Source organism: Rhodothalassium salexigens DSM 2132 (assembly GCF_004341375.1).
Lineage (GTDB): Bacteria > Pseudomonadota > Alphaproteobacteria > Sphingomonadales > Rhodothalassiaceae > Rhodothalassium > Rhodothalassium salexigens.
The window spans coordinates 153,762-173,462 of record NZ_SLXO01000005.1 but is presented as its reverse complement, the minus strand read 5'-3'; the positions used below and the strand labels follow the sequence as shown (position 1 = coordinate 173,462).

At 67.9% G+C, this 19,701-nt stretch carries 20 protein-coding genes; 5 read left to right on the top strand and 15 right to left on the bottom strand.

Going from position 1 to position 19,701, the window contains the following annotated elements:
• Positions 1–10 precede the first annotated feature (10 nt).
• Positions 11–592: an electron transport complex subunit RsxA gene (rsxA, locus tag EV659_RS08530; RefSeq protein WP_132708449.1), complete on the bottom strand. Its 582-nt coding sequence runs from the start codon at positions 590–592 to the stop codon at positions 11–13.
• Between the two features lie 636 nt (positions 593–1,228).
• Here rsxA and EV659_RS08525 point away from each other — a divergent pair.
• The 4 genes from EV659_RS08525 to EV659_RS08510 are packed head-to-tail and all read left to right on the top strand — an operon-like array spanning position 1,229 to position 3,511.
• Positions 1,229–1,501 carry a 2Fe-2S iron-sulfur cluster-binding protein gene (locus tag EV659_RS08525; RefSeq protein ID WP_242463653.1) on the top strand — a complete coding sequence of 91 codons (273 nt, stop codon included), beginning with the start codon at positions 1,229–1,231 and terminating at the stop codon, positions 1,499–1,501.
• A 32-nt stretch (positions 1,502–1,533) separates the two neighbouring features.
• The gene (locus tag EV659_RS08520) at positions 1,534–1,752 is read left to right on the top strand and encodes a 4Fe-4S binding protein (RefSeq protein WP_132708448.1); all 219 of its coding nucleotides are present in this window, start codon (positions 1,534–1,536) and stop codon (positions 1,750–1,752) included.
• 11 nt (positions 1,753–1,763) lie between these two features.
• Positions 1,764–2,264: a SoxR reducing system RseC family protein gene (locus EV659_RS08515; RefSeq protein WP_165878799.1), complete on the top strand. Its 501-nt coding sequence runs from the start codon at positions 1,764–1,766 to the stop codon at positions 2,262–2,264.
• Positions 2,261–3,511 carry an FAD:protein FMN transferase gene (locus tag EV659_RS08510; protein ID WP_200287980.1) on the top strand — a complete coding sequence of 417 codons (1,251 nt, stop codon included), beginning with the start codon at positions 2,261–2,263 and terminating at the stop codon, positions 3,509–3,511. The genes EV659_RS08515 and EV659_RS08510 overlap by 4 nt, the downstream gene beginning before the upstream one ends.
• A gap of 57 nt (positions 3,512–3,568) precedes the next feature.
• Here EV659_RS08510 and EV659_RS08505 read toward each other — a convergent pair whose 3' ends face one another.
• The 12 genes from EV659_RS08505 to nifA form a co-directional block, all read right to left on the bottom strand.
• Complete coding sequence (locus EV659_RS08505) at positions 3,569–4,042, bottom strand: NifX-associated nitrogen fixation protein (protein ID WP_132708446.1); 474 nt, start codon at positions 4,040–4,042, stop codon at positions 3,569–3,571.
• Positions 4,039–4,536, bottom strand: coding sequence for a nitrogen fixation protein NifX (nifX, locus tag EV659_RS08500; RefSeq protein WP_132708445.1), 498 nt, complete (start codon positions 4,534–4,536; stop codon positions 4,039–4,041). The genes EV659_RS08505 and nifX overlap by 4 nt, the downstream gene beginning before the upstream one ends.
• A complete protein-coding gene (nifN, locus tag EV659_RS08495) occupies positions 4,508–5,902 on the bottom strand; it encodes a nitrogenase iron-molybdenum cofactor biosynthesis protein NifN (protein WP_132708444.1) in 1,395 nt (464 codons plus the stop codon). The genes nifX and nifN overlap by 29 nt, the downstream gene beginning before the upstream one ends.
• Before the next feature lies 1 nt (position 5,903).
• On the bottom strand, positions 5,904–7,460 hold the full coding sequence (nifE, locus tag EV659_RS08490) for a nitrogenase iron-molybdenum cofactor biosynthesis protein NifE (RefSeq protein WP_132708443.1): 1,557 nt from the start codon (positions 7,458–7,460) through the stop codon (positions 5,904–5,906).
• A gap of 280 nt (positions 7,461–7,740) precedes the next feature.
• Positions 7,741–9,279: a nitrogenase molybdenum-iron protein subunit beta gene (gene nifK, locus EV659_RS08485; RefSeq protein ID WP_132708442.1), complete on the bottom strand. Its 1,539-nt coding sequence runs from the start codon at positions 9,277–9,279 to the stop codon at positions 7,741–7,743.
• Positions 9,280–9,364: 85 nt separating this feature from the next.
• Complete coding sequence (nifD, locus tag EV659_RS08480; protein WP_132708441.1) at positions 9,365–10,837, bottom strand: nitrogenase molybdenum-iron protein alpha chain; 1,473 nt, start codon at positions 10,835–10,837, stop codon at positions 9,365–9,367.
• A 61-nt stretch (positions 10,838–10,898) separates the two neighbouring features.
• On the bottom strand, positions 10,899–11,783 hold the full coding sequence (nifH, locus tag EV659_RS08475; RefSeq protein ID WP_132708440.1) for a nitrogenase iron protein: 885 nt from the start codon (positions 11,781–11,783) through the stop codon (positions 10,899–10,901).
• Positions 11,784–12,179: 396 nt separating this feature from the next.
• A complete protein-coding gene (locus EV659_RS08470) occupies positions 12,180–13,019 on the bottom strand; it encodes an SIR2 family NAD-dependent protein deacylase (protein WP_132708439.1) in 840 nt (279 codons plus the stop codon).
• A 5-nt stretch (positions 13,020–13,024) separates the two neighbouring features.
• A complete protein-coding gene (nifT, locus tag EV659_RS08465) occupies positions 13,025–13,231 on the bottom strand; it encodes a putative nitrogen fixation protein NifT (RefSeq protein WP_132708438.1) in 207 nt (68 codons plus the stop codon).
• The gene (locus EV659_RS08460; protein ID WP_132708437.1) at positions 13,228–13,518 is read right to left on the bottom strand and encodes a nitrogen fixation protein NifZ; all 291 of its coding nucleotides are present in this window, start codon (positions 13,516–13,518) and stop codon (positions 13,228–13,230) included. Before EV659_RS08460 ends, nifT begins: the two co-directional genes overlap by 4 nt.
• A 40-nt stretch (positions 13,519–13,558) precedes the next feature.
• A complete protein-coding gene (gene nifB, locus EV659_RS08455) occupies positions 13,559–15,025 on the bottom strand; it encodes a nitrogenase cofactor biosynthesis protein NifB (protein ID WP_132708436.1) in 1,467 nt (488 codons plus the stop codon).
• A 408-nt stretch (positions 15,026–15,433) separates the two neighbouring features.
• The gene (nifA, locus tag EV659_RS08450; RefSeq protein WP_132708435.1) at positions 15,434–17,173 is read right to left on the bottom strand and encodes a nif-specific transcriptional activator NifA; all 1,740 of its coding nucleotides are present in this window, start codon (positions 17,171–17,173) and stop codon (positions 15,434–15,436) included.
• Between the two features lie 473 nt (positions 17,174–17,646).
• Between nifA and EV659_RS08445 the strand changes: the two genes are divergently transcribed.
• Positions 17,647–18,123 carry a YbaK/EbsC family protein gene (locus tag EV659_RS08445; RefSeq protein WP_132708434.1) on the top strand — a complete coding sequence of 159 codons (477 nt, stop codon included), beginning with the start codon at positions 17,647–17,649 and terminating at the stop codon, positions 18,121–18,123.
• A gap of 56 nt (positions 18,124–18,179) precedes the next feature.
• Here EV659_RS08445 and EV659_RS08440 read toward each other — a convergent pair whose 3' ends face one another.
• Both EV659_RS08440 and EV659_RS08435 read right to left on the bottom strand, forming a co-directional pair.
• Positions 18,180–18,740 carry a GNAT family N-acetyltransferase gene (locus tag EV659_RS08440; protein ID WP_132708433.1) on the bottom strand — a complete coding sequence of 187 codons (561 nt, stop codon included), beginning with the start codon at positions 18,738–18,740 and terminating at the stop codon, positions 18,180–18,182.
• On the bottom strand, positions 18,737–19,681 hold the full coding sequence (locus tag EV659_RS08435; protein WP_132708432.1) for a GNAT family N-acetyltransferase: 945 nt from the start codon (positions 19,679–19,681) through the stop codon (positions 18,737–18,739). The genes EV659_RS08440 and EV659_RS08435 overlap by 4 nt, the downstream gene beginning before the upstream one ends.
• Between the last annotated feature and the right edge of the window lie 20 nt (positions 19,682–19,701).

Genomic DNA, 19,701 nt, shown 5'->3' with positions numbered 1-19,701 from the left:
CCCCCCGCGCTCAGTTCGGCACCAGGCCCGCGAAGCCCATGAACGCCATGGACAGCAGACCGGCGGAGATGAAGGCGATGGGCGCGCCGGCGAAGGCCGCGGGCACATGGAGTTGGGCGAGCTTCTCGCGCATGCCGGCGAAGATCGCCAGCACGCCGGTGAAGCCCAGCGCCGAGCCGAAGCCGTAAAGCAGGCTTTGCGCGAACCCCTGGCCTTGTTGGATGTTCAGCAGCGCGACGCCCAAAACCGCGCAATTGGTGGTGATCAGCGGCAGATAGATGCCGAGCGCGCGATAGAGCCCGGGCACCGTCTTGCGCAACACGATCTCGGTGAACTGCACGATCGCCGCGATCACCAGGATAAAGCTCAGAATGCGCAGAAAACCGAGGTCGAGCGGCACCAGGATCAGGGTTTCGATCAGCCAACTGGCCGCCGCCGCCAGGGTCAGCACGAAGGTGGTCGCCAGCCCCATGCCGATGGCGGCGTCGATCTTTCGCGATACGCCCATGAACGGACACAGGCCGAGGAACTTGACCAACACCACATTGTTGACCAGCGCGGTGCCGAGCAGGATGACGACGAATTCCGGCATGTCTCGGGCTCCTTTCTCGGGCCTTGCCGCGGGCCAGGGCAACATGGTCGGGGCGGTCTGACGCAAAATCCGTGGCGCCCTTGCGCCCACGCCGCGCCGGGCGCCCGACACTGCGGGTTGGCCCTCAAGCCACTGCTAGCAGGCAGTGTGCCAAGTTCGCCCTAAGGAGCGTGGCGGGCGGCTCAGCCGCCGCTCTTGCAGTGGCGGCGGCCGGCGTGCGCCGCGCTGCCGCGGCGCGGCGATGTTGCGAACCCGACACTTTGTCGGACAGCCCTGTCGCGCCTTTATGCCCATCCGCTTGGCCGCCGGCCTCGCGCGCGCCGTCTCGCCCGGCCGAAAAACCGCCATTGCCCGCCTTTCGCGAGCCGGCCGTGGACCGATGGCGGCCAGTTGGCACGGTGTGTGCTGTTCGGTCATCGCGTCGTTGTTTGCGAGCGCCTGTCGCCCGAGACATCGACGCGTCAGGTCAGGCCCCACGAACACAGGATCCCGGACGTGACGCCAGAAGCCAGCGACCTGTGCGGATCGACCGACAGCCGCACGGAGACGATGTCCGCCGCCCCTGGGCCCGCCGCTTCAGAGGTCGCCGCTTCAGGGGCTGCCGTTCCTGGGGCGGTCACGCCGGCGACCGCGCAACTGGTGTTCGCCGATGTGGGGCTGGCGGTGACCGTCAAGGCCGGCACCCGGATCATCGAGATGTCGGAGAAGATCGGCTCGGCGATCACCTATGGCTGCCGCGCCGGCGAGTGCGGCACCTGCATCACCCGCATCGTCGACGGCATGGACCATCTGTCCGAGCCCTCGGCGCTCGAAACCCGGGTGCTCAAGGACAATCTGGCCGGCCGACATGATCGGCTGGCGTGCCAGTGCCAGGTGCTCGGCGGCGTGGTCACCGTGCGCCCGGGCTGAGCCGCCCTCAGGGGCACCCCGCCCCCCCAGCCATGCAAGCAAAGGAGACCGCCATGGCCATGAAGATCGACATCAATTTGTGCACCGCCTGCGGCGATTGCGAACCGGTCTGTCCGACCAGCGCGATCGTGCCCCACAAGGGCCTGTTCGCGATCAAGGCCGACACCTGCACCGAGTGCGAACCCGATTTCGACATGCCGCAATGCCTGGAAACCTGCATGGAAGACGGCTGCATCGTGCCGGCCGAATAGGCCGTCGCGCCATGTCCGAGCGGCCCGCCCCCTGCCCCGCACCGAGCGACGGCGACCCTCGCCGCGCGCTGCGCCAGACCCTGGCGGTGGTGGCGGTGGACGGCGACCGGGTGCGGCTGCGGGCCGAGCGGCTGACCGGCTGTGCGCAGTGTGCCGCGCGCGCCGGGTGCGGTGCCGGCGCGTGGGCGGCGGTGCTCGACAGCGCGCCGCTTGAAATCGCCCTGGCGTGCCCCGAACCGGTCGCGCCCGGCGACCGCGTCGTGGTCACCATGGCCGGCGGCCGGTTTCTCCGCGCCGCCGGCCTCGCCTATCTGGTGCCGCCTTTGGCGTTGGCGCTGACGGCGGGGCTGGCGGCCGCACTCGGCCTGTCGGACCTGACCATTGCCCTGCTCTGCGGGCCGGTTTTGGCGGCGTCCCTGCTGCCGGCGCGGCTGGCCGAGCGTCGCGGCCGGGCCGCCGCCGAACTGCGCGTCGAAGCGGTGTTCCGGCAACCGGCGGGCGATCCGCCATGACACGGGCCGGACGCCACCGGCGCACCCTCGCCGGCCTTGGCGCGCTTCTGGCGCTGGTGGGGCTGGCGATCGCGGCGCTGTGGGGCGGGCCGATCCCGGTCCACCGCGACACCTTCTATGTCTTCGGCACCCTGGTGGAGATCGAGATCCGGGGCGTGCCGAAGACCGACGCGCGCGCCGCGGCGACCCGCGTCGGCCGGCTGCTGCGCGAGGTGCACGACGACTGGCACGCCTGGCGCCCTGGCGGGGCGTTGAGCCGGCTCAACGCCGCGATCGCCGAGGGCCGGACCACCATTATGGTCGACCCTCGGCTGGCTGCGGTGCTGCACCGGGGGCAACACTTGTCGCGCGCCAGCGGCGGGCTGTTCGACCCGGCCATCGGCCGCCTCGTCGCGCTGTGGGGGTTTCACGCCGACACCCCGCCCACCGGCGCGCCGCCGGCGCCCGACCGGATCGCTGCGGTGCTCGCCGAACGGCCGCGCATGACCGACCTGAGCATTGAGGGCCTGGCGGTGACGTCGACCAACCCGGCGGTGCAGTTGGACCTGGGCGGGTTCGCCAAGGGCGCGGCGTTGGACCTGGCGGCGGCCGAGTTGCGCGCCATGGGCATCGCGGACGCGGTGCTCAATGCCGGCGGCGATGTGCACGTGCTCGGCCGCCATGCGGGGCGCCGGGGCGGCCGAACCGGGGGCCGGCCGTGGCGGGTGGCGATCCGCGACCCGTTCATGTGGGGGGCGGTCGCGGCGGTGTCGCTGCGCCCCGGCGAGGGGCTCTACACCTCGGGCAATTACGAACGCTATTTCGACCATGACGGCGAGCGGTTCGCCCATATCATCGACCCGCGCACCGGCACGCCGGTCCGCCATATCGTTTCGGTGTCGGTGCTCGACACCGACGGCGCGCGCGCCGACGCCGCCGCCACCGCGCTCAGCGTCGCCGACGCCGGCGATTGGGCCCGGGTGGCGGCGGCGATGGCGGTGGAAGCGGTGCTGATCATCACCGACCAGGGCGAGATCTGGGCGACCGAGGCAATGCGCAACCGCCTCGACCCTCAGATCGCCGCCACGGTGCGGGTATTTGGGCACCGCCATGGACCGGCATTCAGACCGGGCCCAGGAGCCGACGAAGGAGCCGACGCAGGGCCGGGCGCTGACGGGGCGCAGCAAGCCGCTGCCGCCGGCCCAAACGGTGCCGGTCCAGACGTCGCCCTGCCAACGCCGGCCATCCAGACGCCGCGCGGCGGCTGAACCGCGCCCAGGCGGCCCAAGCGCGCCCCAACCGCCCCAGCGCCGTCGCTGACCGGGTCAGGCTTGCGCGGCCTCGGGAAAGCGGGCGATGGTTTTCACCGCGTCCTGCACCGCCGCTTCGCCCGCTTCGGCGAGCTTGGCATAGCTCTCGAAGCCGAACCGGTTCAGGTCGCGCACATGCTTCGACAACACCACCAGCCGCCCGGCGATCAACACGATGCGGCCGAAGCCCTCATGGTGGATCTTCGACATCTGGGCGGCCATGACGCCGCTGTGGCGCTCGACCGCCAGGCCCACGGCATCGTAGAATTTCTCCACCCGCCACAACAGGTCGGGGTCGGGGTCGCCGATGATCGGCATGTCCCGGCGCTCCTGCCGGGTGACGATGAAATCGGCCAGCAAATCGGTGTCGGGCTTGTCGTCCCAGGAGCCATAGCCGTCCTCGGCCCGGATCACCGCGATCAGTTGGGCGAGGAACGCGCTGGCGGGCATGTCGCCGCCGCGTGGCAGAGACACGATCTCGGCGGTCATTGGGCGCCCTCCCCGGCATAGTCGATGCCGCCGGCATCGGCGTCGAAATCGCTCGGGCGGCGTCCGAGCGCCTTGCGCAGAAACGGCGGCGGCGTGCCGGCGAGCATCGCCTGGGTCTGGGCGATCAGGTCGGCGATCGGTTCGGGCGCCTTGCGCTTGATCGGGTGGATGCCGGCGCGCACCACCTTGGCCGCCGCCGGCCCGCCGATCGCCAGCACGAACAGCAAGGCGCAGCCGGCCAGCGCGTCGACCTTGGGCGTGATGCGGTCGTCCACCGGGTCGTGCTGTCCGTCCTGATCGGTGGCGTCGTCGAAGGCCAGCACCTCGACCATCCGGCTCGCCGTCGGCGTCACCTCATAGACGGCGAACGTCCGCGCCGAGCCGAAATGCGCGTCGAGGGTCTCGCGGTCGTTGGTGGCGATGGCGATCTTGAGAGGCGTTTCGCTGGTCATGGTCTCCTCCGGCTCAATGAGGCACAATCTGCGGGCCGTCATGCTCGAACTCCGGGCTGATGGGGGCGGCGCCGAATGCCTCGGGCCGCGGCTGGTGGGATTGGGCGAGCACCGCGTTGGCGACCTCGAACAGGAACGCGCGGGTGCCGCGATAGCCGACCCGGCAGGCGTCCTGGGCGCCGAGCCGGTCGTTGATCGGGAAGCCGGCGCGGAGCAGCGGCAGGCCGAGCGCCGCGGCCACATGGCGACCATGGGCGTGGGCGATCAGCAGCGTGGCACCGCCGGCCCGGGCGCCGGCTTCCAGGTCGCCCAGATCGCCCACCGTCGCTTCGTCGGCGGGGATCAGGTCGATGATCGGATTGGCCGCCGAGGTGGTCACGCAACACACCGCCTCGGCGCCCATGCTCTCCAAGGCGGTCGACAGCGCATAGGCCAGGTCGGGCTCGGCGGCGATGGCGTAGCGCAGCCCGCCGGTGTGGAAATGCGCGTCGAGCATGGCGTCCTGCAACCGCGCGCGCTCGCGCTTGATGGCCGCCGGGGCGTCGGTGACGCCGGCCAGCCCCATCAGTGCCGACACGAAAGCGTCGACCGCGGTCAGCCCGGTGAGTGCGGGGAACACCCGCACCGGCATGTGGCCGCGGTCGCCCAACAGCGTCGCCGCCTCGGCCATGCTTTCGCCGATCGCGAAGGTGGCTTTGGACCGCGCCATGGTCGGGATGATGTCGAGCGGCGTGCCGCCGAGCGACCGGCCCGACCAGTCCTCGGCCAGGTGCCCGTCGAGCGAGGTCGACAGGTCGGGCAGCATAATCGGCGTCAAGCCGAAGGCGCGGACCAGGCGCGCGATCTCCTCCACCTCGGCCGGGGTCAGGTAGGCGGCGGGCAGGATGTTGACCTGGTGTTGCTCGACCTCGCGGCGGCACGGCTCGGCCTGGGGCACCAGGGCGTCGACGATCGCGGTCACCGCCTTGGCCCATCCGTCCTCCAGCGCGCCCTCGAAATCCGGGGTCGAGGCGTAGACCAGGCGCACATCGTCGAAATCCGGGCGGCGCGCGCGGATGTCTTGCAGGTCGCCGGCGATGTCGTCGCCGCTGGTCTCGGTGAGCGCGGTGGACGCGATGCCGATGAATTTGGGCGCCGCTTTCTTTTTGAGGTTGGCGATCGCCTCCTCGATCTGGTCGGCGCCGCCGAGGATCGTCGAGACCTCGTTCATGGCGGTGGTCTGAAGCGGGATCGCCTCGCGGAAGTGGCGCACCATGTGGACCATCGCGAAGGCGGTGCAGCCCTGCGCACCGTGGAGCAGCGGCACCGCGCCCTCGATGCCCAGATAGGCCATCGCAGCACCAAGCGGCGCGCTGGATTTCAACGGGTTGGTCGACAGCGCGCGGCGCGGGCGGATCAGGCGGGCCATGTCAGCAATCCTCGAAATCGCTTGCGGGATCGGCGGGATCGGCGGGGTTGGCGGTGTCGGCGGGCTCACCGGGCGCGAGACGATCTTGCCCCGACGCGCAGTCGTTGGCCTGGGGCGCGCCGGGCCCGTCGGCCCCCTCTGCGGCGCCCAGACCGGGGGCGGCGGGGCGCGTCGTCTCCCAAGGCGCCGGGCGGTGCAGTTGCGCCCACATGGGGTTGTTCACCGACCGGTCGATGGCGCGGACCAGATCGACCATGCCCATATAGCCGGCATAGGGCTCGTGCTTTTCCTGGTTCACGTCGATCCAGGCGGTCCGCGCCTTGAGTGCCACGAACTGGCTGCGCGCCCCCGACATCAGGATATCGGCGCCCGACGCCTTGAGCGTCGCGTACATGTCGCGCGGCGCCATGTTCTCGTACATGTGCGCCTCGGTGCCCATCACCTGGATCACGCGCGCCTTGTCATTGTCGGTCGCCTTGCGCACCGAGGTGCCGACCACCTCGACGCCCAGTTCCTGGAGCGCCGAGACGATCGACCAGGTCTTGTGCCCGCCGGTGTAGAGCAGCACACGCTTGCCGGTGACGCGGGCGCGATAGGGCTCCAGGGCGGCGCGCACCTTGGCTTCTTCCTCGGCGATCAGGGCCTCGCACCGGTCGAGCAGATCGGCGGACGCGCCGCGCTTGACCAGCAGCGCGCACAAGCTCCGCAGCGCCGCCGAGGTGTCCGAGATGCCGTAGAACGAGCCCTCGAAATACGGTATGTCGTAGGTCTCTTCGAGCTTGCGGGCGAGCCCCTGGAGCGCGTGCGAACAGACCAGCATGGTCACCCGCGCCCGGTGCATCTGCGCCACCTGGCGATAGCGCGCGTCGGCCGACAGCGAGCCCAGGATGCGGATGCCGAGCCGGTCGAGCAGCGGCTTCACCTGCCACAATTCGCCCGACAGATTATAGTCGCCGATGATGTTGATGTCGGTATCGGTGGTGTGCGCGGGCTCGCGGGTGCCGATCACATGGCGGAACATCATCTCGCCGGCGAGCTTGCAGCCGAGATTCTTGGAGCCCGCAAAGCCCGGCACCTCGACCGGGATCACCGGGGTGGCAAAGGCTTGGGCGGCCGCCTTGCAGACCGCGACGATGTCGTCGCCGGTCATGGCGGTCACGCAGGTGGCGTAGACGAACACCGCCGGCGGCGCGTGCGCCTCGACGATCTCGCCGATGGCGCGGTAGAGCTTGCGCTCGCCCCGGCCCATGACGATGTCGAGTTCGGTCAGATCGGTGGTGAAGCCGGTCTTGTAGAGCATCGAGCCCGACGAGGCCGAGCCGCGATTGTCCCAGGAATTGCCGCCACAGGCGAGCGGCGCGTGGACCAGGTGCGCCACGTCGACGATCGGTTGCAGGGTGATCATCGCACCGTCGAAGGCGCAGCCGCCCGCCGCCGCCCCGGGCGTCAGCGGCTTGGCGCAACCGGCCTTGCGCGCGGTCGCCGATTTGGCGCGGTTGGTGGCACACGCCGGCTCGTCGAAGGCGTCCTGGACGGTGCGTTTCAAGGTGCCGGACATGCGCGCTGCCTCCCGCGGTTCGATAAGGGAAGAAGCAGCGAGCGTGCCAAGTGCGCGACGGCCCGGCATGGGCGCGGTTCGCCGCTTGGCGGTGGCCCGATTGGGCGGTTTGGCGCAGCGATTTGTCGGACCCGTGTCGGGTCCGCGACAATTTCGCAGCGCCCGCTGCCCGCGCCGCCCCCAGGCCCGCGCCGAGCCCGCCAGAACGGCAAACGGCGCGGCGGGAAAGCCCCTGCCGCGCCGTTGCCTGTCGTTGCGCGTGCGTGCGCCCGAAGGCGGTCTATCGGGTCAGGTCGAACGAGATATCGGTCTCGCCCAGGCTGCCGGTGTCGGTGTCGAGCTTGTCGAACACGGTGTCCAGGATCTTGACCAGCACCTGCAAGCCGCCCTGATAGCCCCAGGTGGGGAAGCGGTGGTGATGGTGCCGGTCGAAGATCGGGAAGGTCAGCCGGATCAGCGGGATCCCCAGATCGCGTTCAAGATACTTGCCATAGCTGTTGCCGATCAGCAGGTCGGTGGGCTCGGTGGCCAGGATCGAGCGCAGGTGCCACAGGTCGCGCCCGGCCCAGACCTGGGCGTTCTTGCCGAACGGCGACGACGCCAACAGCGCCTCCATCTGCGCCTGCCATTCCTTGCCGCCATTGGTGGCCAGGCAGTGGCTGGGCTCGCCGCCGGTCTCCATCACGAACCGGGCCATGGCATAGACGAAGTCCGGGTCGCCATAGATCGCATAGGTCTTGCCGTGCAGATAGGCCTGGCTGTCGGCCATGGCGTCGACCAGGCGGCCGCGCTCCAGGGTCAGGCTGTCGGGGATCGGCCGGCCCGACACCTCGCTGACCTTCATCAGCAACGCGTCGGTGCCCGCGACACCCATGGGATAGTGGAAGGCGGCGGTCTCCTGGCCCTGTTTTGCGCAATAGTCCAGGGTGCGCTTGGTGTTGTACTCCTGCATGGACAGCGTCGCCCGGGCGTTGAGCGCCGCCTTGACCGCATCGAGCCCGGTGCCGCCCGCATACATGCGGAAGGTGCCATCGGACGGCGTGTCGAAGACCTCCGAGACGTCCGACAACAGCGTGTACTCGACCCCCATCTCGCCCAGCATCCGGCGCAATTCGCGGTTGTTGCCCACCGCATAGCCGTCGAAACCGGGGATGATGTTGATCGAGGCGTTGGGCGTGCGCTCGGCGTCGTCCCAAAAATAGCTCAACACGCCCTTCATCATATTGTCGTAGCCGTCCACATGGCTGCCGACGAACGCCGGCGTGTGGGCGTAGGGGACGGGGAAGTCCTCGGGCACGCTTTCCTTGGCCTTGGCCTGAAGGATGAACGAGTTGAGGTCGTCGCCGATCACCTCGGCCATGCAGGTGGTCGACACCGCGATCATCTTGGGCTCGTAGAGCGCATGGGTGTTGGCCAGCCCGTCGACCATGTTGACCAGGCCGCCGAACACCGCCGCATCTTCGGTCATCGACGACGACACCGCCGAACAGGGCTCCTTGAAATGGCGCGACAGGTGCGAGCGGTAATAGGCCACGCAGCCCTGCGAGCCGTGCACGAAGCTCATGGTGTCTTCGAACCCGGCGGCGGCAAACACCGCGCCCAAGGGCTGGCAGGCCTTGGCCGGATTGATCACCAGCGCCTCGCGGGCCAGGTTTTTCTCGCGATAGTCCCAGGACTTGGTCCAGTCGAGGATTTCCGTCACCTGGGGCGCGGACGGGGCGTCTTCGTACCGCTCGCGCTTGGTCTTGAGCATCTGCTGATATTCGGGCTCGTGGAACAGTTTGTTGTGATCGAGCACCTGGTCTACCGATTGCGGCATTGGTTTGATCCTCTTCAAGGCCTGCGGCAATCCGGGCGCCGGCCGTCGGGGTGAGAAGGAGCGGGGGCGTCCCCCGCCCTGGCGGTCAGGCCGCTTGACGCCACGGCGCGTCGAACAGACCCCAGACCGGGTTGTTGATCGCCATGTCCATGTCGCGCGCGAAGATAGCGAAGCCGTCATAGCCGTGATACGGGCCCGAATAGTCCCAGCTGTGCATCTGGCGAAACGGAATGCCCATCTTCTGGGTCGAATACTTTTCCTTGATGCCCGAGCCGACCAGATCGGGGCGGATCGTCTCGATGAACTTTTCGAGCTCGTATCCGGTCACGTCGTCATAGATCAGCGTGCCGGTCTTGATGTATTCGCCGGTGCGCTTGTAGTCGTCGCCATGGGCGAATTCATAGCCGGTGCCGGCGATTTCCATACCCAGATCGTGATAGGCGGTGACCACGTGGCGCGGCCGCAGCCCGCCCACATAGAGCAACACCGACTTGCCTTCGAGGCGTGGGCGATACTTTTCCAGCACCGCGTCGACCAAGGGCTGATACTTGGCGATCACCGCTTCGGCGCGATCCTGGATGCTCTGGTCGAAGCGCGCGGCGATGGCGCGCAGGGACGCTGCGATCTGGCTCGGACCGAAGAAGTTGTACTCCATCCACGGCACGCCCTGGGTCTCTTCCATGTGGCGACAGATATAGTTCATCGACCGGTAGCAGTGGATGAGGTTAAGCCGTGCCTTGGGCGCGTTCTCCATTTCGGCCAGGGTCGCATCGCCCGACCAGCAACTGACCACATTGAGGCCGATTTCTTCGAGCAGGATGCGCGACGACCAGGCGTCGCCGCCGATATTGTAATCGCCGATGATGTTGATGTCATAAAGCCCGGGTTCGTAGTCCGAACCTTCGCCGCCCATCACCCAGTCGCGGATCGCGTCGTTGGCGATGTGGTGGCCGAGCGATTGCGAGACGCCGCGAAAGCCTTCGCAGCGCACCGGCACGATGGTCTTGTTCAGGTCCTTCTTCTTCTTGCGCGCCACCGCGTCGATATCGTCGCCGATCAAGCCGATCGGGCATTCCGACTGCACGGTCACGCCCTTGTTGAGCGGGAACAGCGTCTCGATCTCGTCGATGGTCTTCTCAAGCTTCTTGTCGCCGCCGAAGACGATGTCCTTTTCCTGGAAATCGGTGGTGAACTGGAAGGTCACGAAGCTGTCGACGCCGGTGGTGCCGGTGTAATAGTTGCGCCGCTGGGACCAGGAATAATGGCCGCAGCCCACCGGGCCGTGGCTGATATGCACCATGTCCTTGACCGGCCCCCAGACCACGCCCTTCGATCCGGCATAGGCGCAGCCGCGGATGGTCATCACGCCGGGCACCGACTTGATGTTGGATTTGACCGTGTCGCACTTGGACAGGATCTCGGTGTCGCCGTCTTGCGCCGGTTGGGCGGTCGACAGGTGCTTGGCGCGCTTCTTCTGCGCCTTTTTCGGATAGGCCGCGAGCACCTCTTCGATGAGAGCCTCGTGGTCCGGCCGGTCGTCCAGTGTTTTCGTTGCCATCTTGGCGGTCCTTGGCTGAAACGGGGCGGTTTGACGGGGCGGCCGAAGCGTGCCGGCGGCCTCAGGCCGTCTGCGCTTCGGCCTTGGCGATCGCGGCCAGGCGGTCTTCTTCCGACTGCATCAGGCCGAAGTCCAAGAGCATCTGTTCAAGCTCGTCCATCGACACCGGGGTGGGCACCACGCCCTTGCCGGAATTGTCGTGGATCTTGCGGGCGAGCTGGCGATACTCCTCGGCCTGCTGGCTTTGCGGATCGTATTCCAGCACCGTCTGGCGGCGCAGTTCGGCGTGTTGGACGATGTTGTCGCGCGGCACGAAGTGGATCAGCTTGGTGCCCAGCCGCTCGGCCAGCGCCTCGGCCAGTTCCAGCTCGCGATCGGTCTTGCGCTCGTTGCAGATCAGCCCGCCCAAGCGCACGCCGCCGGAATTGGCATACTTCAAGATGCCCTTGGAGATGTTGTTGGCGGCATAAAGCGCCATCATCTCGCCCGACATGACGATGTAGATTTCCTGCGCCTTGTTCTCGCGGATCGGCATGGCAAAGCCGCCGCAGACCACGTCGCCGAGCACGTCGTAGGAGACGTAGTCGACATCGTCATAGGCGCCGTTTTCTTCCAGGAAATTGATCGCGGTGATCACGCCGCGCCCGGCACAGCCGACCCCGGGTTCAGGGCCGCCGGACTCGGTGCACTTGATGCCCTTGTAGCCGACCTTGAGCACGTCTTCGAGTTCCAGGTCCTCGACCGAGCCCATTTCGGCGGCCAGGTGCAGCACCGTGTCCTGCATCTTGGTGTTGAGGATCAGGCGGGTGGAATCGGCCTTGGGGTCGCAGCCGACGATCAGAATCCGCTGGTCCATCTCGACCAGGGCGGCCAGGGTGTTCTGCGAGGTGGTCGACTTGCCGATGCCCCCCTTGCCGTAGAAGGCGATCTGTCTCAGCGCGCTCATGGGATTGTCCTTTGCAATTGTCTCGTGTCCGGTGTCGCGAGAAGGCGTCGCGCCCACTCTCGCCGGTTCTTCAGCAGCAAGCGTGCCAAGCGGGCGCTGGGCGAAAAGTGCTTTTCAGCCAACAGGTTTTGCGATTTCGGCTGGTCTGTGCCGGCTGTGACGAACCCGACAATGATCCGACAATTGGCGGATCGTGAGCGGCCGCACCGCGCTCAACAGCCTGGGCCCCCGGGCGGGGCGCGGCCCACGGTCGTGCCCACAGCAGGGCCAAGCGCCGGTACGAGCGGTCGCGACGCAAGAACGGCGGCGGGGCGGGGGTGGGCGTTCGATGCCGGCGCCGGCGGATGCCGGCGCCCGGATTGTGGCACCCGAACTCCGGCGTTCCGGGGCGGGCGGTCAGGCGGGCGTGGCGAGGGCGTCGGTGACCGCGGACAGCGGCAGGTCCAGGCGCTCGATGTCGAGTTCGTCCAGAAACCGCGCCTCCATCCGGGTCAGCGGTGCCTCGATCACCGCCGCGTGGCCGGGGCCTGAGCGTTTGGCGATCTGGCGCGCGAACAGGCGCAGCAACTGATCGTCGAACCGGCAGCCGAGGAACAGAAACGGCCGCCCGGTGCGGCGCGCCTGCACCTCGGCGGGGATCGGCGACTGGATGTCGATTTCGGTCAACACCTCCACATAGTCGCTGTCCGAGATCAGGAACGAATGACCCGGCCGGACCAGACCGTGGGGCTTGTAGATCAGCGTCTGCCAGGCGGGGTCGGGCGCGTCGCCGACCAGCGCGCCCCGGGCGTCATAGGCCCGCGTCCAAATCGGCTCCCAGGCGCCGTTGCGGCTGACGCCCTGGACCCAGCCCCACCGGTCGCCACCCTCACCCATCTCGGCGGCGGCGTCCAGCAGGGCGCTGTCGTACCAGGCATCGACGATCAGCGGCGGCCGGACCCGCGCCAGCCAGCGGTGCAGCGGCCCCGGCGGCGGCGCGGCGGCGAACGCCTCTTGAACGAGGCCATCCAATGTCTTGCGAAAGCGCCGACTTTCGACGAACTGCGCCACCGCCCACAGATTGCCCCGGGCGCGTTTGGGCGCAGTCACCCGGGCCTCGATCGCGGCGCAAAGGGCCGCCGGCGAGGCCGGTTGGCCGCTAGCCAAGGCGGCCGCGACGCCAGCCCCCAGATAGGGCACCCGCGCGCCCGCGGCGACCTGGTCGAGAAGCTGCGCCAGGCGTTGATGGGCGGTCATCGGCGTCACTCCACCGACAGGCGGCGCGCGTCCACCGTGATCGGCAGTTTCGGGGCGTCAAGGTCGGGCATGGCGAAGGTCCAGCCATTGGACAGCCGCGCCCAGCCGCCCCAGACGCCGGGCTTTTCCGACGCCACGATCAGCTCTTCCAGGTCCTTCTTGGCCACATAGACCTCCATGCCCTTGGGCGTGTCGCGCACGGTGATCTTCATGTCCCGGTCTCCTGGTCGAGGCTGACCAGTTCGTCGCGGCGCATGCCGACGACCGCCCGGCGGTCGATGAATTCCACCGCATAGACATAGAACCGGTTCAAAAAGGTGCCCACGTCGCGCACATAGCCGACCTCGCCCTTGGCCACCACGATGGCGCCGATATCGCTGCCCGGCACCGTGCCGTCATTGCGGATATATTTGCGCGACAGGACCTTTTCGCCGGGCTGGAAGACCGGCGGGCGGTAAAGCTCGATGTCGTGATCGTCCGTGGTTCTAAGGCTGGTCATGGGGCGGGGTCTCGCTTCGGTCATGGGGGGGGGAGTTGGGTCAGGCGCGTTGCGCGGTTTGGGCGGTGCGCGCTTGCACGACCGCGGCGATGGCGGTTTCGATATAGTCGCTGCCCAGATCGTCGATCGCCTCGATGCCGGCGCGGGCGAGCGTCTGGCGCGGCCGCTCGCCGATCTTCTGGCACAGCACATAGGCCACGCCGTCGAGCACTTGTACGATGTGCGCCATGCGCTCTTCGTCGCCGATGCCGCCGAGGCAGTAATTGTCGGCCCGGCGGTGGCCGACGAAGCGGATGCCATCGCCGTCGGCCTCATAGATCTGGAACTCGGTCGCCTTGCCGAAATGCTGGTTGATGCGCCCCGACCCGCGGGTGCAGACGGCAAACAGCACCCTGTCCGCGACCCCGGCGGCGGCGCGGTCGGCGCGCTCGGCGGCGGCGGCCCGGTCGGCCCGTTCCCCGGCCACCCAGGCGCGATAGGCGGCGCGCGCTTCCGGCGCGTCCTCGACCTCATCCGGCAGGCTGTCGAGGCTGAACTCGCCGCCCCGGTCTTCGCCCAACAGGCCCACCGCGTCGGCCCGGCACTGCCGGCAATGGCGCATCAACCGGGCGCCGCCGTCGCAGGCGTCCTGCACCTGCTTGAGTTCCGCAGGCGTCGGCCCGCGCTGCCCGGTCAGGCCGAAATGGGTGCCGTGGGCGGGGTCCGAAATCAGCGGCATGATGTTGTGCAGGAACGCACCGCGCGCCTTGACCGCCCGGTTGACCTCGATCAGATGGGCGTCGTTGATGCCCGGGATCAGCACCGAATTGACCTTCACCAGCACGCCGCGGTCGCGCAGCATATCCAGGCTTTGCAATTGCCGGTCGCGCAGGATCGTCGCCGCCTCGACGCCGGTGTAGCGCTTGCGGTTGTGGACGATCCAGCCGATGATCTCCGCGCCGATTTCGGGGTCGATGGTGTTGATGGTGACCGTCACATGGTCGACGTTCATCGCCACGATCTCGTCGATATGGTCGGGCAGCGCCAGGCCGTTCGACGACAGGCACAGTTTGATGTCGGGCAACCGCTCGGCAACCGCTTCGAAGGTGGCCTTGGTGCGACGCCAGTCGCACGCCGCGTCGCCCGGCCCGGCGACCCCCAGCACCGACAATTGCGGCACCTGTGCGGCCACCGCCAGCACCTTGTGCGCCGCCTGCTCCGGCGTCAGCCGCTCCGAGACCACGCCGGGGCGGCTTTCATTGGCGCAATCGAACTTCCGGTTGCAGTAATGGCACTGGATGTTGCACGCCGGCGCCACCGCCACGTGCATGCGGGCGAAATAGAGATGCGCCTCTTCGGAATAGCAGGGATGGTCCTTGACCTTGGCCCAGACGACCGGGTCCATGTCCGCCGGCCCGGCCGACGATCCGCAGGCGGACTTGGAACACCCCGCTTGGCCCAGGGTCGCGCTCATCTTCTGCCGGTTGGCAACCGTCAGGCCGGAAATCGGGATCAAGGGAGCGGACATGGGCTGTCTCCTTCGCCGGTGGCTGTCGAAGCGGAGAGAGCAGCAAGCATGCCAACCGGGAGACGCGGCCATGGCGCGAGTGCCGGGGCCGAGCCAAGGGCCGGCGCGGCGGGGCTTTGACGCGCCCAAGGCGGTGCGGCGCCCTGGCGCGCGCGATGCCGGTGGCTGTCGGGGCCGCGACAGGACGTCGGAAAGGCGACACTTGGCGTCGGGACGCGGTCGAAGGGGGCGGGGCGGTCATGGGCGCAGGCCGCGATGGTCTGGGCCGGTTTCAGGCGCTGGGTGCTCGCACCGCGGGGTGACGGCGACCCGATGGCGTGGCAGCGCTCGCCATTGTCTGGTGGCGCTGGTGAAGGCTGGGCGTCGCGGGCGGTGCCAAGGTGGTCGGGCGGGGCCGGTGGCCATGGCTTAGAACTTGCGCACCTCGATGCCGTGTTTCTTGAGCGCATAGCCGATCTGGCGCGGCGTGATGCCGAGCAGCCGTGCCGCCTTGGCCTGGACCCAGCCGGCGCGCTCCATGGCGTCGACCAGCCGCGCGCGGTCGTCTTGCGGCGCAACCGGGGCAGGGGGCACCGGGGCGTAGGCCGCCGGCGATGCGGGCTGGGGGAAGGGGGCCGGCGCGTCGCCGCTGCCTCGGCCATTGGGCTGGCTCAAGGGTGGGCGCTGGCCGGCGGCGCTGTCGACCACCGGCAGCGGCGTCGGGATCGCGGCCAGTCCGCCGATTGGCGAGTTGTCGCCGGTCTGCATCCGCCACAGTTCGGCCGACAGGCAGATCCCCTGATTGCAGGCGAGTTCCTTGGCGTCGATCACCTTGCCCGCGGACAGCGCGGCCACCCGGCTGATGCAGTTTTCAAGCTCGCGCACATTGCCGGGAAACTGACAGCGCGCCAGTTGCGCCAGGGCATCGGGCGTGATCGTCTTGTCCATGCCGTTCTGCCGGTTGAACCGGTCGAGGAACGTCCGCGCCAGCACCGGCACATCCTCCAGTCGCTCGCGCAAGGGGGGCAGGACGATGGGGACCACACAGATACGGAAATACAGATCAGCACGGAAATCGCCCCGCGCGACGGCGGCTTCCAGGTCCTTGTTGGTGGCGGTGACCAGCCGCACGTCAACCTTGAGCGTGCGCGTGCCGCCGACCCGTTCATATTCGCCCTCCTGCAGGATGCGCAGCAGCTTGGCCTGAAATTCGGGCCCGATCTCGCCGATTTCATCGAGGAACAGCGTGCCCTTGTCGGCCAGTTCGAAGCGGCCCTTCTTCTGCGCCACCGCGCCGGTGAACGAGCCTTTTTCATGGCCGAACAGTTCCGATTCCAGCAGGCTCTGGCTGAGCGCGGCGCAGTTCACCTTGACGAACGGCTGGTCGCGACGGTCCGATAAATCGTGCAGCGCGCGCGCGAACAACTCCTTGCCGGTGCCGCTTTCGCCGCGCAGCAGCACCGGCGTCACGGTCGGCGCCACCTTGTGGATCTGGGCGGTCACCGCCTTGATCGCCGGGCTGTCGCCGATGATGCCGTCGATCGGCGGCGCCGACGCCGCGGCGGTCTCGGCACTCTTTTCGTTGGCCTTGCGCAGCGCCATGCTGGCCTCTTCCATCAGCCGTTCGCGATCGCGGGCGACCAGGCGACGAAACTTGATCGATTGTTCGAGGATCGCGGCGATCATGGTCATGACCCGCTGGTCTTCGTCGAGCCGGCCGCGCTCGCCCTCGGCGAGGCCGCGCCAGGCGCCGAGCACGCCGATCACATAGGGCGAGTGCACCTGCTCGCGGATCGGCACGGCGATGAAGGCATAGCGGTCGTGGCCGGCGGCCTGGGGCACGGTCTCAGGCCCAAGGTCGGACGCCGCATCATGGGATACGATCGCCACCCCGGTGCGGAACACCTTGCGTGCCACGTCGACGGGCAACACCGCCGTCGCGTCGGCCTGCCCCAGCGGCCCGCGCGTCGAGGCGACGATCACAAACGGGTTGACCGTTCCCTTGTCCTTGCCGGTGTCGTCGAGCAAGGCCAGCGCGCCCATCTCCAGCCCCATGAACGAGGACAGCATCCTCAGCACCGAGGGCATGGCCGATACGGGATCGGCGGCGCCGGTCAGGATCTTCGCGGCCTCGCAAACGGTGACGAGTGGAAATCGTTCTATCTGCATTTTTGCGTCTTCGCACTTGCGAAAGCTCAAGTCAGGGTAGGTATAGCGACCGGCGCTGTCCAGTTTCCACCCGCGTGCGGCCCCGGGAGGTGCGTCTCGCTGCACGCGGGCAGGCCGTTTTGCTGCGACTGCACAAGACTTATGCCGGCGTACAAAACACCACCCGCCAACCCACGAACGCGCCGCACCGGGGCGTAATGGACGACCGGAGAGCGAATCGTGTCGTTGCGAGGGGGGATCGATGGCCCCTTGATCCTCTCTGCTGCCATGGCTTGGTAACGGGGAAGGCGACAGGCTGTATCGGGGGCGAAAAGTCTACCGTTGCCTCTATCCGAGCTGCCGCCTGCCCGGGCCAAAAATCGGGCCTGTTTCGCCGTCGCCCCGTCAGGCGCGCCGACGGCTTGACCGGTGGGCGCATCGGTCCGCACTCTCTCGGCGCGCGCCGCCGGCACGAATCGAAGGGGGAGAGGACAATGTCGAAAAGCGTCAAGCGGGTGGAGCAGGCGGCCGAGCGGGCCGGTCTTGAGATCGCGATCGTGCGGATGCCGGGGTCTACGCGTACCGCCGGGGAAGCAGCGGCCGCCTGTGGCTGTCTTGTAGCGCAGATCGCCAAATCGATGATCTTCGAGGGCCGGGTTTCAGGGGCCTTGAAGCTGCTGCTGGTCAGCGGCGCCCACCAGGTGGCGCTCGACCAGACTGAGACATTGTTCGGCGAACCGCTGGCGCGCGCGGACGCCAAGCGGGTGCGCAGCGAAACCGGTTTCGCCATCGGCGGGGTGGCGCCGATCGGTCATTTGGCCCCGATCGACACCTGGATGGATCGGCGCCTGTTGGCCCATGACACGATCTGGGTGGCGGCCGGGGCACCCGACGCCGTGTTCGCCGTCCGGCCCGATACCTTGCGGCGAGTTATCGACGCGCGGCTATTCGATGCGCCCGTTGACGGTTGAAGCCGCTGCGGACGCTCGGGTTTGTCCGGCGAGATGAGGAGGCTGCGCGGGTGCCGTCAGGGCCGCAGGCGTCCGAATGTCAGGCGCAGGCGCGGGGCGATGTTGAGAACGCGAAGGCCGACCACCCATGCGCACTGCTCCCAGCCGGCGGCGACAAAAGCCTTTTGGGAGGCTTGGTGGCCACGCCAGACACGGGCATAGAGTCGAACGAAGCCGCGTTTGGCCATGGCTGAGGATGCAGCGGCGATCAAGGTTCTGGCCGCGCCTTGGCCGCGGGCGGCCGGAGCGGTGGTGATCTGAACCAGCTTCGCCTCGCCATCCGCCAGAGGGATGAAACCGCGTTCGCGGGCGTATCGCCGGCCCCATTGGAACGCGCATGCGGCCACGTAATTCTTACCGACCCGAAGACCGAACAGGGCCGCCTCCGGCCCTGCATAGGCGGCCACCTCGGAGAGTTCGGCGGGCAGTTGCTCGGGCCCGTTCAACGGGACGAACATTGCCTGGCCGGGCGCGTCGCCGACCGGTCTGCGGCCCGGTGCGGTGTCGATGGCATAGATGGCGTACAACTCGTAGTCGCCGAACAGCGCGCGCCCGACCGCCCTGACGAGGGGGCTCACGCGTTCTGCTTTCGAACCAGTCGCTTGAGCGCCGTCTTGACGCCTAAGCGCGTCGCCACCTGGTCGGCGCGATCGGACAGCACCCGAACGGTGCGATGCGCAAACAGGAACAGCGATGTGGTCATCGTTCGCCGTAGATAGAGGACGTTCGCGCACGCCATGCTGTCCGTGCTGAACAGGCGTTTGTGCGCCCCCTCTCCCTCGGAGAAATCGAACAATCTGAACCGCTGCTCTTCAAACAGGTCCTCGAAGGCCAGCATCTGAAGGACGGTTCCTGGAGAAAGTTTATGGTATTCAGGTAAAAATCCGAGGAAGTCATAATTGAGCTTATCGCCCGTCGCTGAGCAATAGAGGTAGCTTATCGGCTTATTATCAAGGAATAATATCCAAGCTCGCACCCTGTCTTTCGCAGCCAAGGATTTCGCCTCATCAATGAACCGCCTGTCGCTTGGTAGGCCGGCGTCGTACAGGCGTTCCTGGTAGGTGTGTTGAGAAATCGTGCGGGCTTGGTGCCAGAATGTCTCGACCTGCTCTGGTTTGGTGAAGGCGCGCTTGTCGATCGTGCCTCCTGACGCTTTGGCGAATTTGCGCATCTTACGTCTTAGGGTCGAACGGGTTTTCGGTGAAAATCGTTCGAGATATGTTTCCATGGTGCCGGTGAGGGTGGCGAATTGGCGATCGTAACGGGATAATTCGTAGCGCACGAGACCGCCGGTATCCGCGTCTGCGGGAGCATCGCCGTCGGCCGGCAGGGGTTCGGACCGGCGCAATACGCCGTGGGCCGAGGCGGGCAGGCTGGTGTTCGTGGGCGGCGGCTTGTGCACGCGACGCGCGGGGTCGACGACGACCGTGTCGACCACGAGTTTCAGCGGCCAGCGCGCCAGCGGCACCGGGCCGAGCCACAGCGGTTCCCGGTGCGTGACAACCCGTGAATCATCCATGTTGCGCCCTTGATTGACCA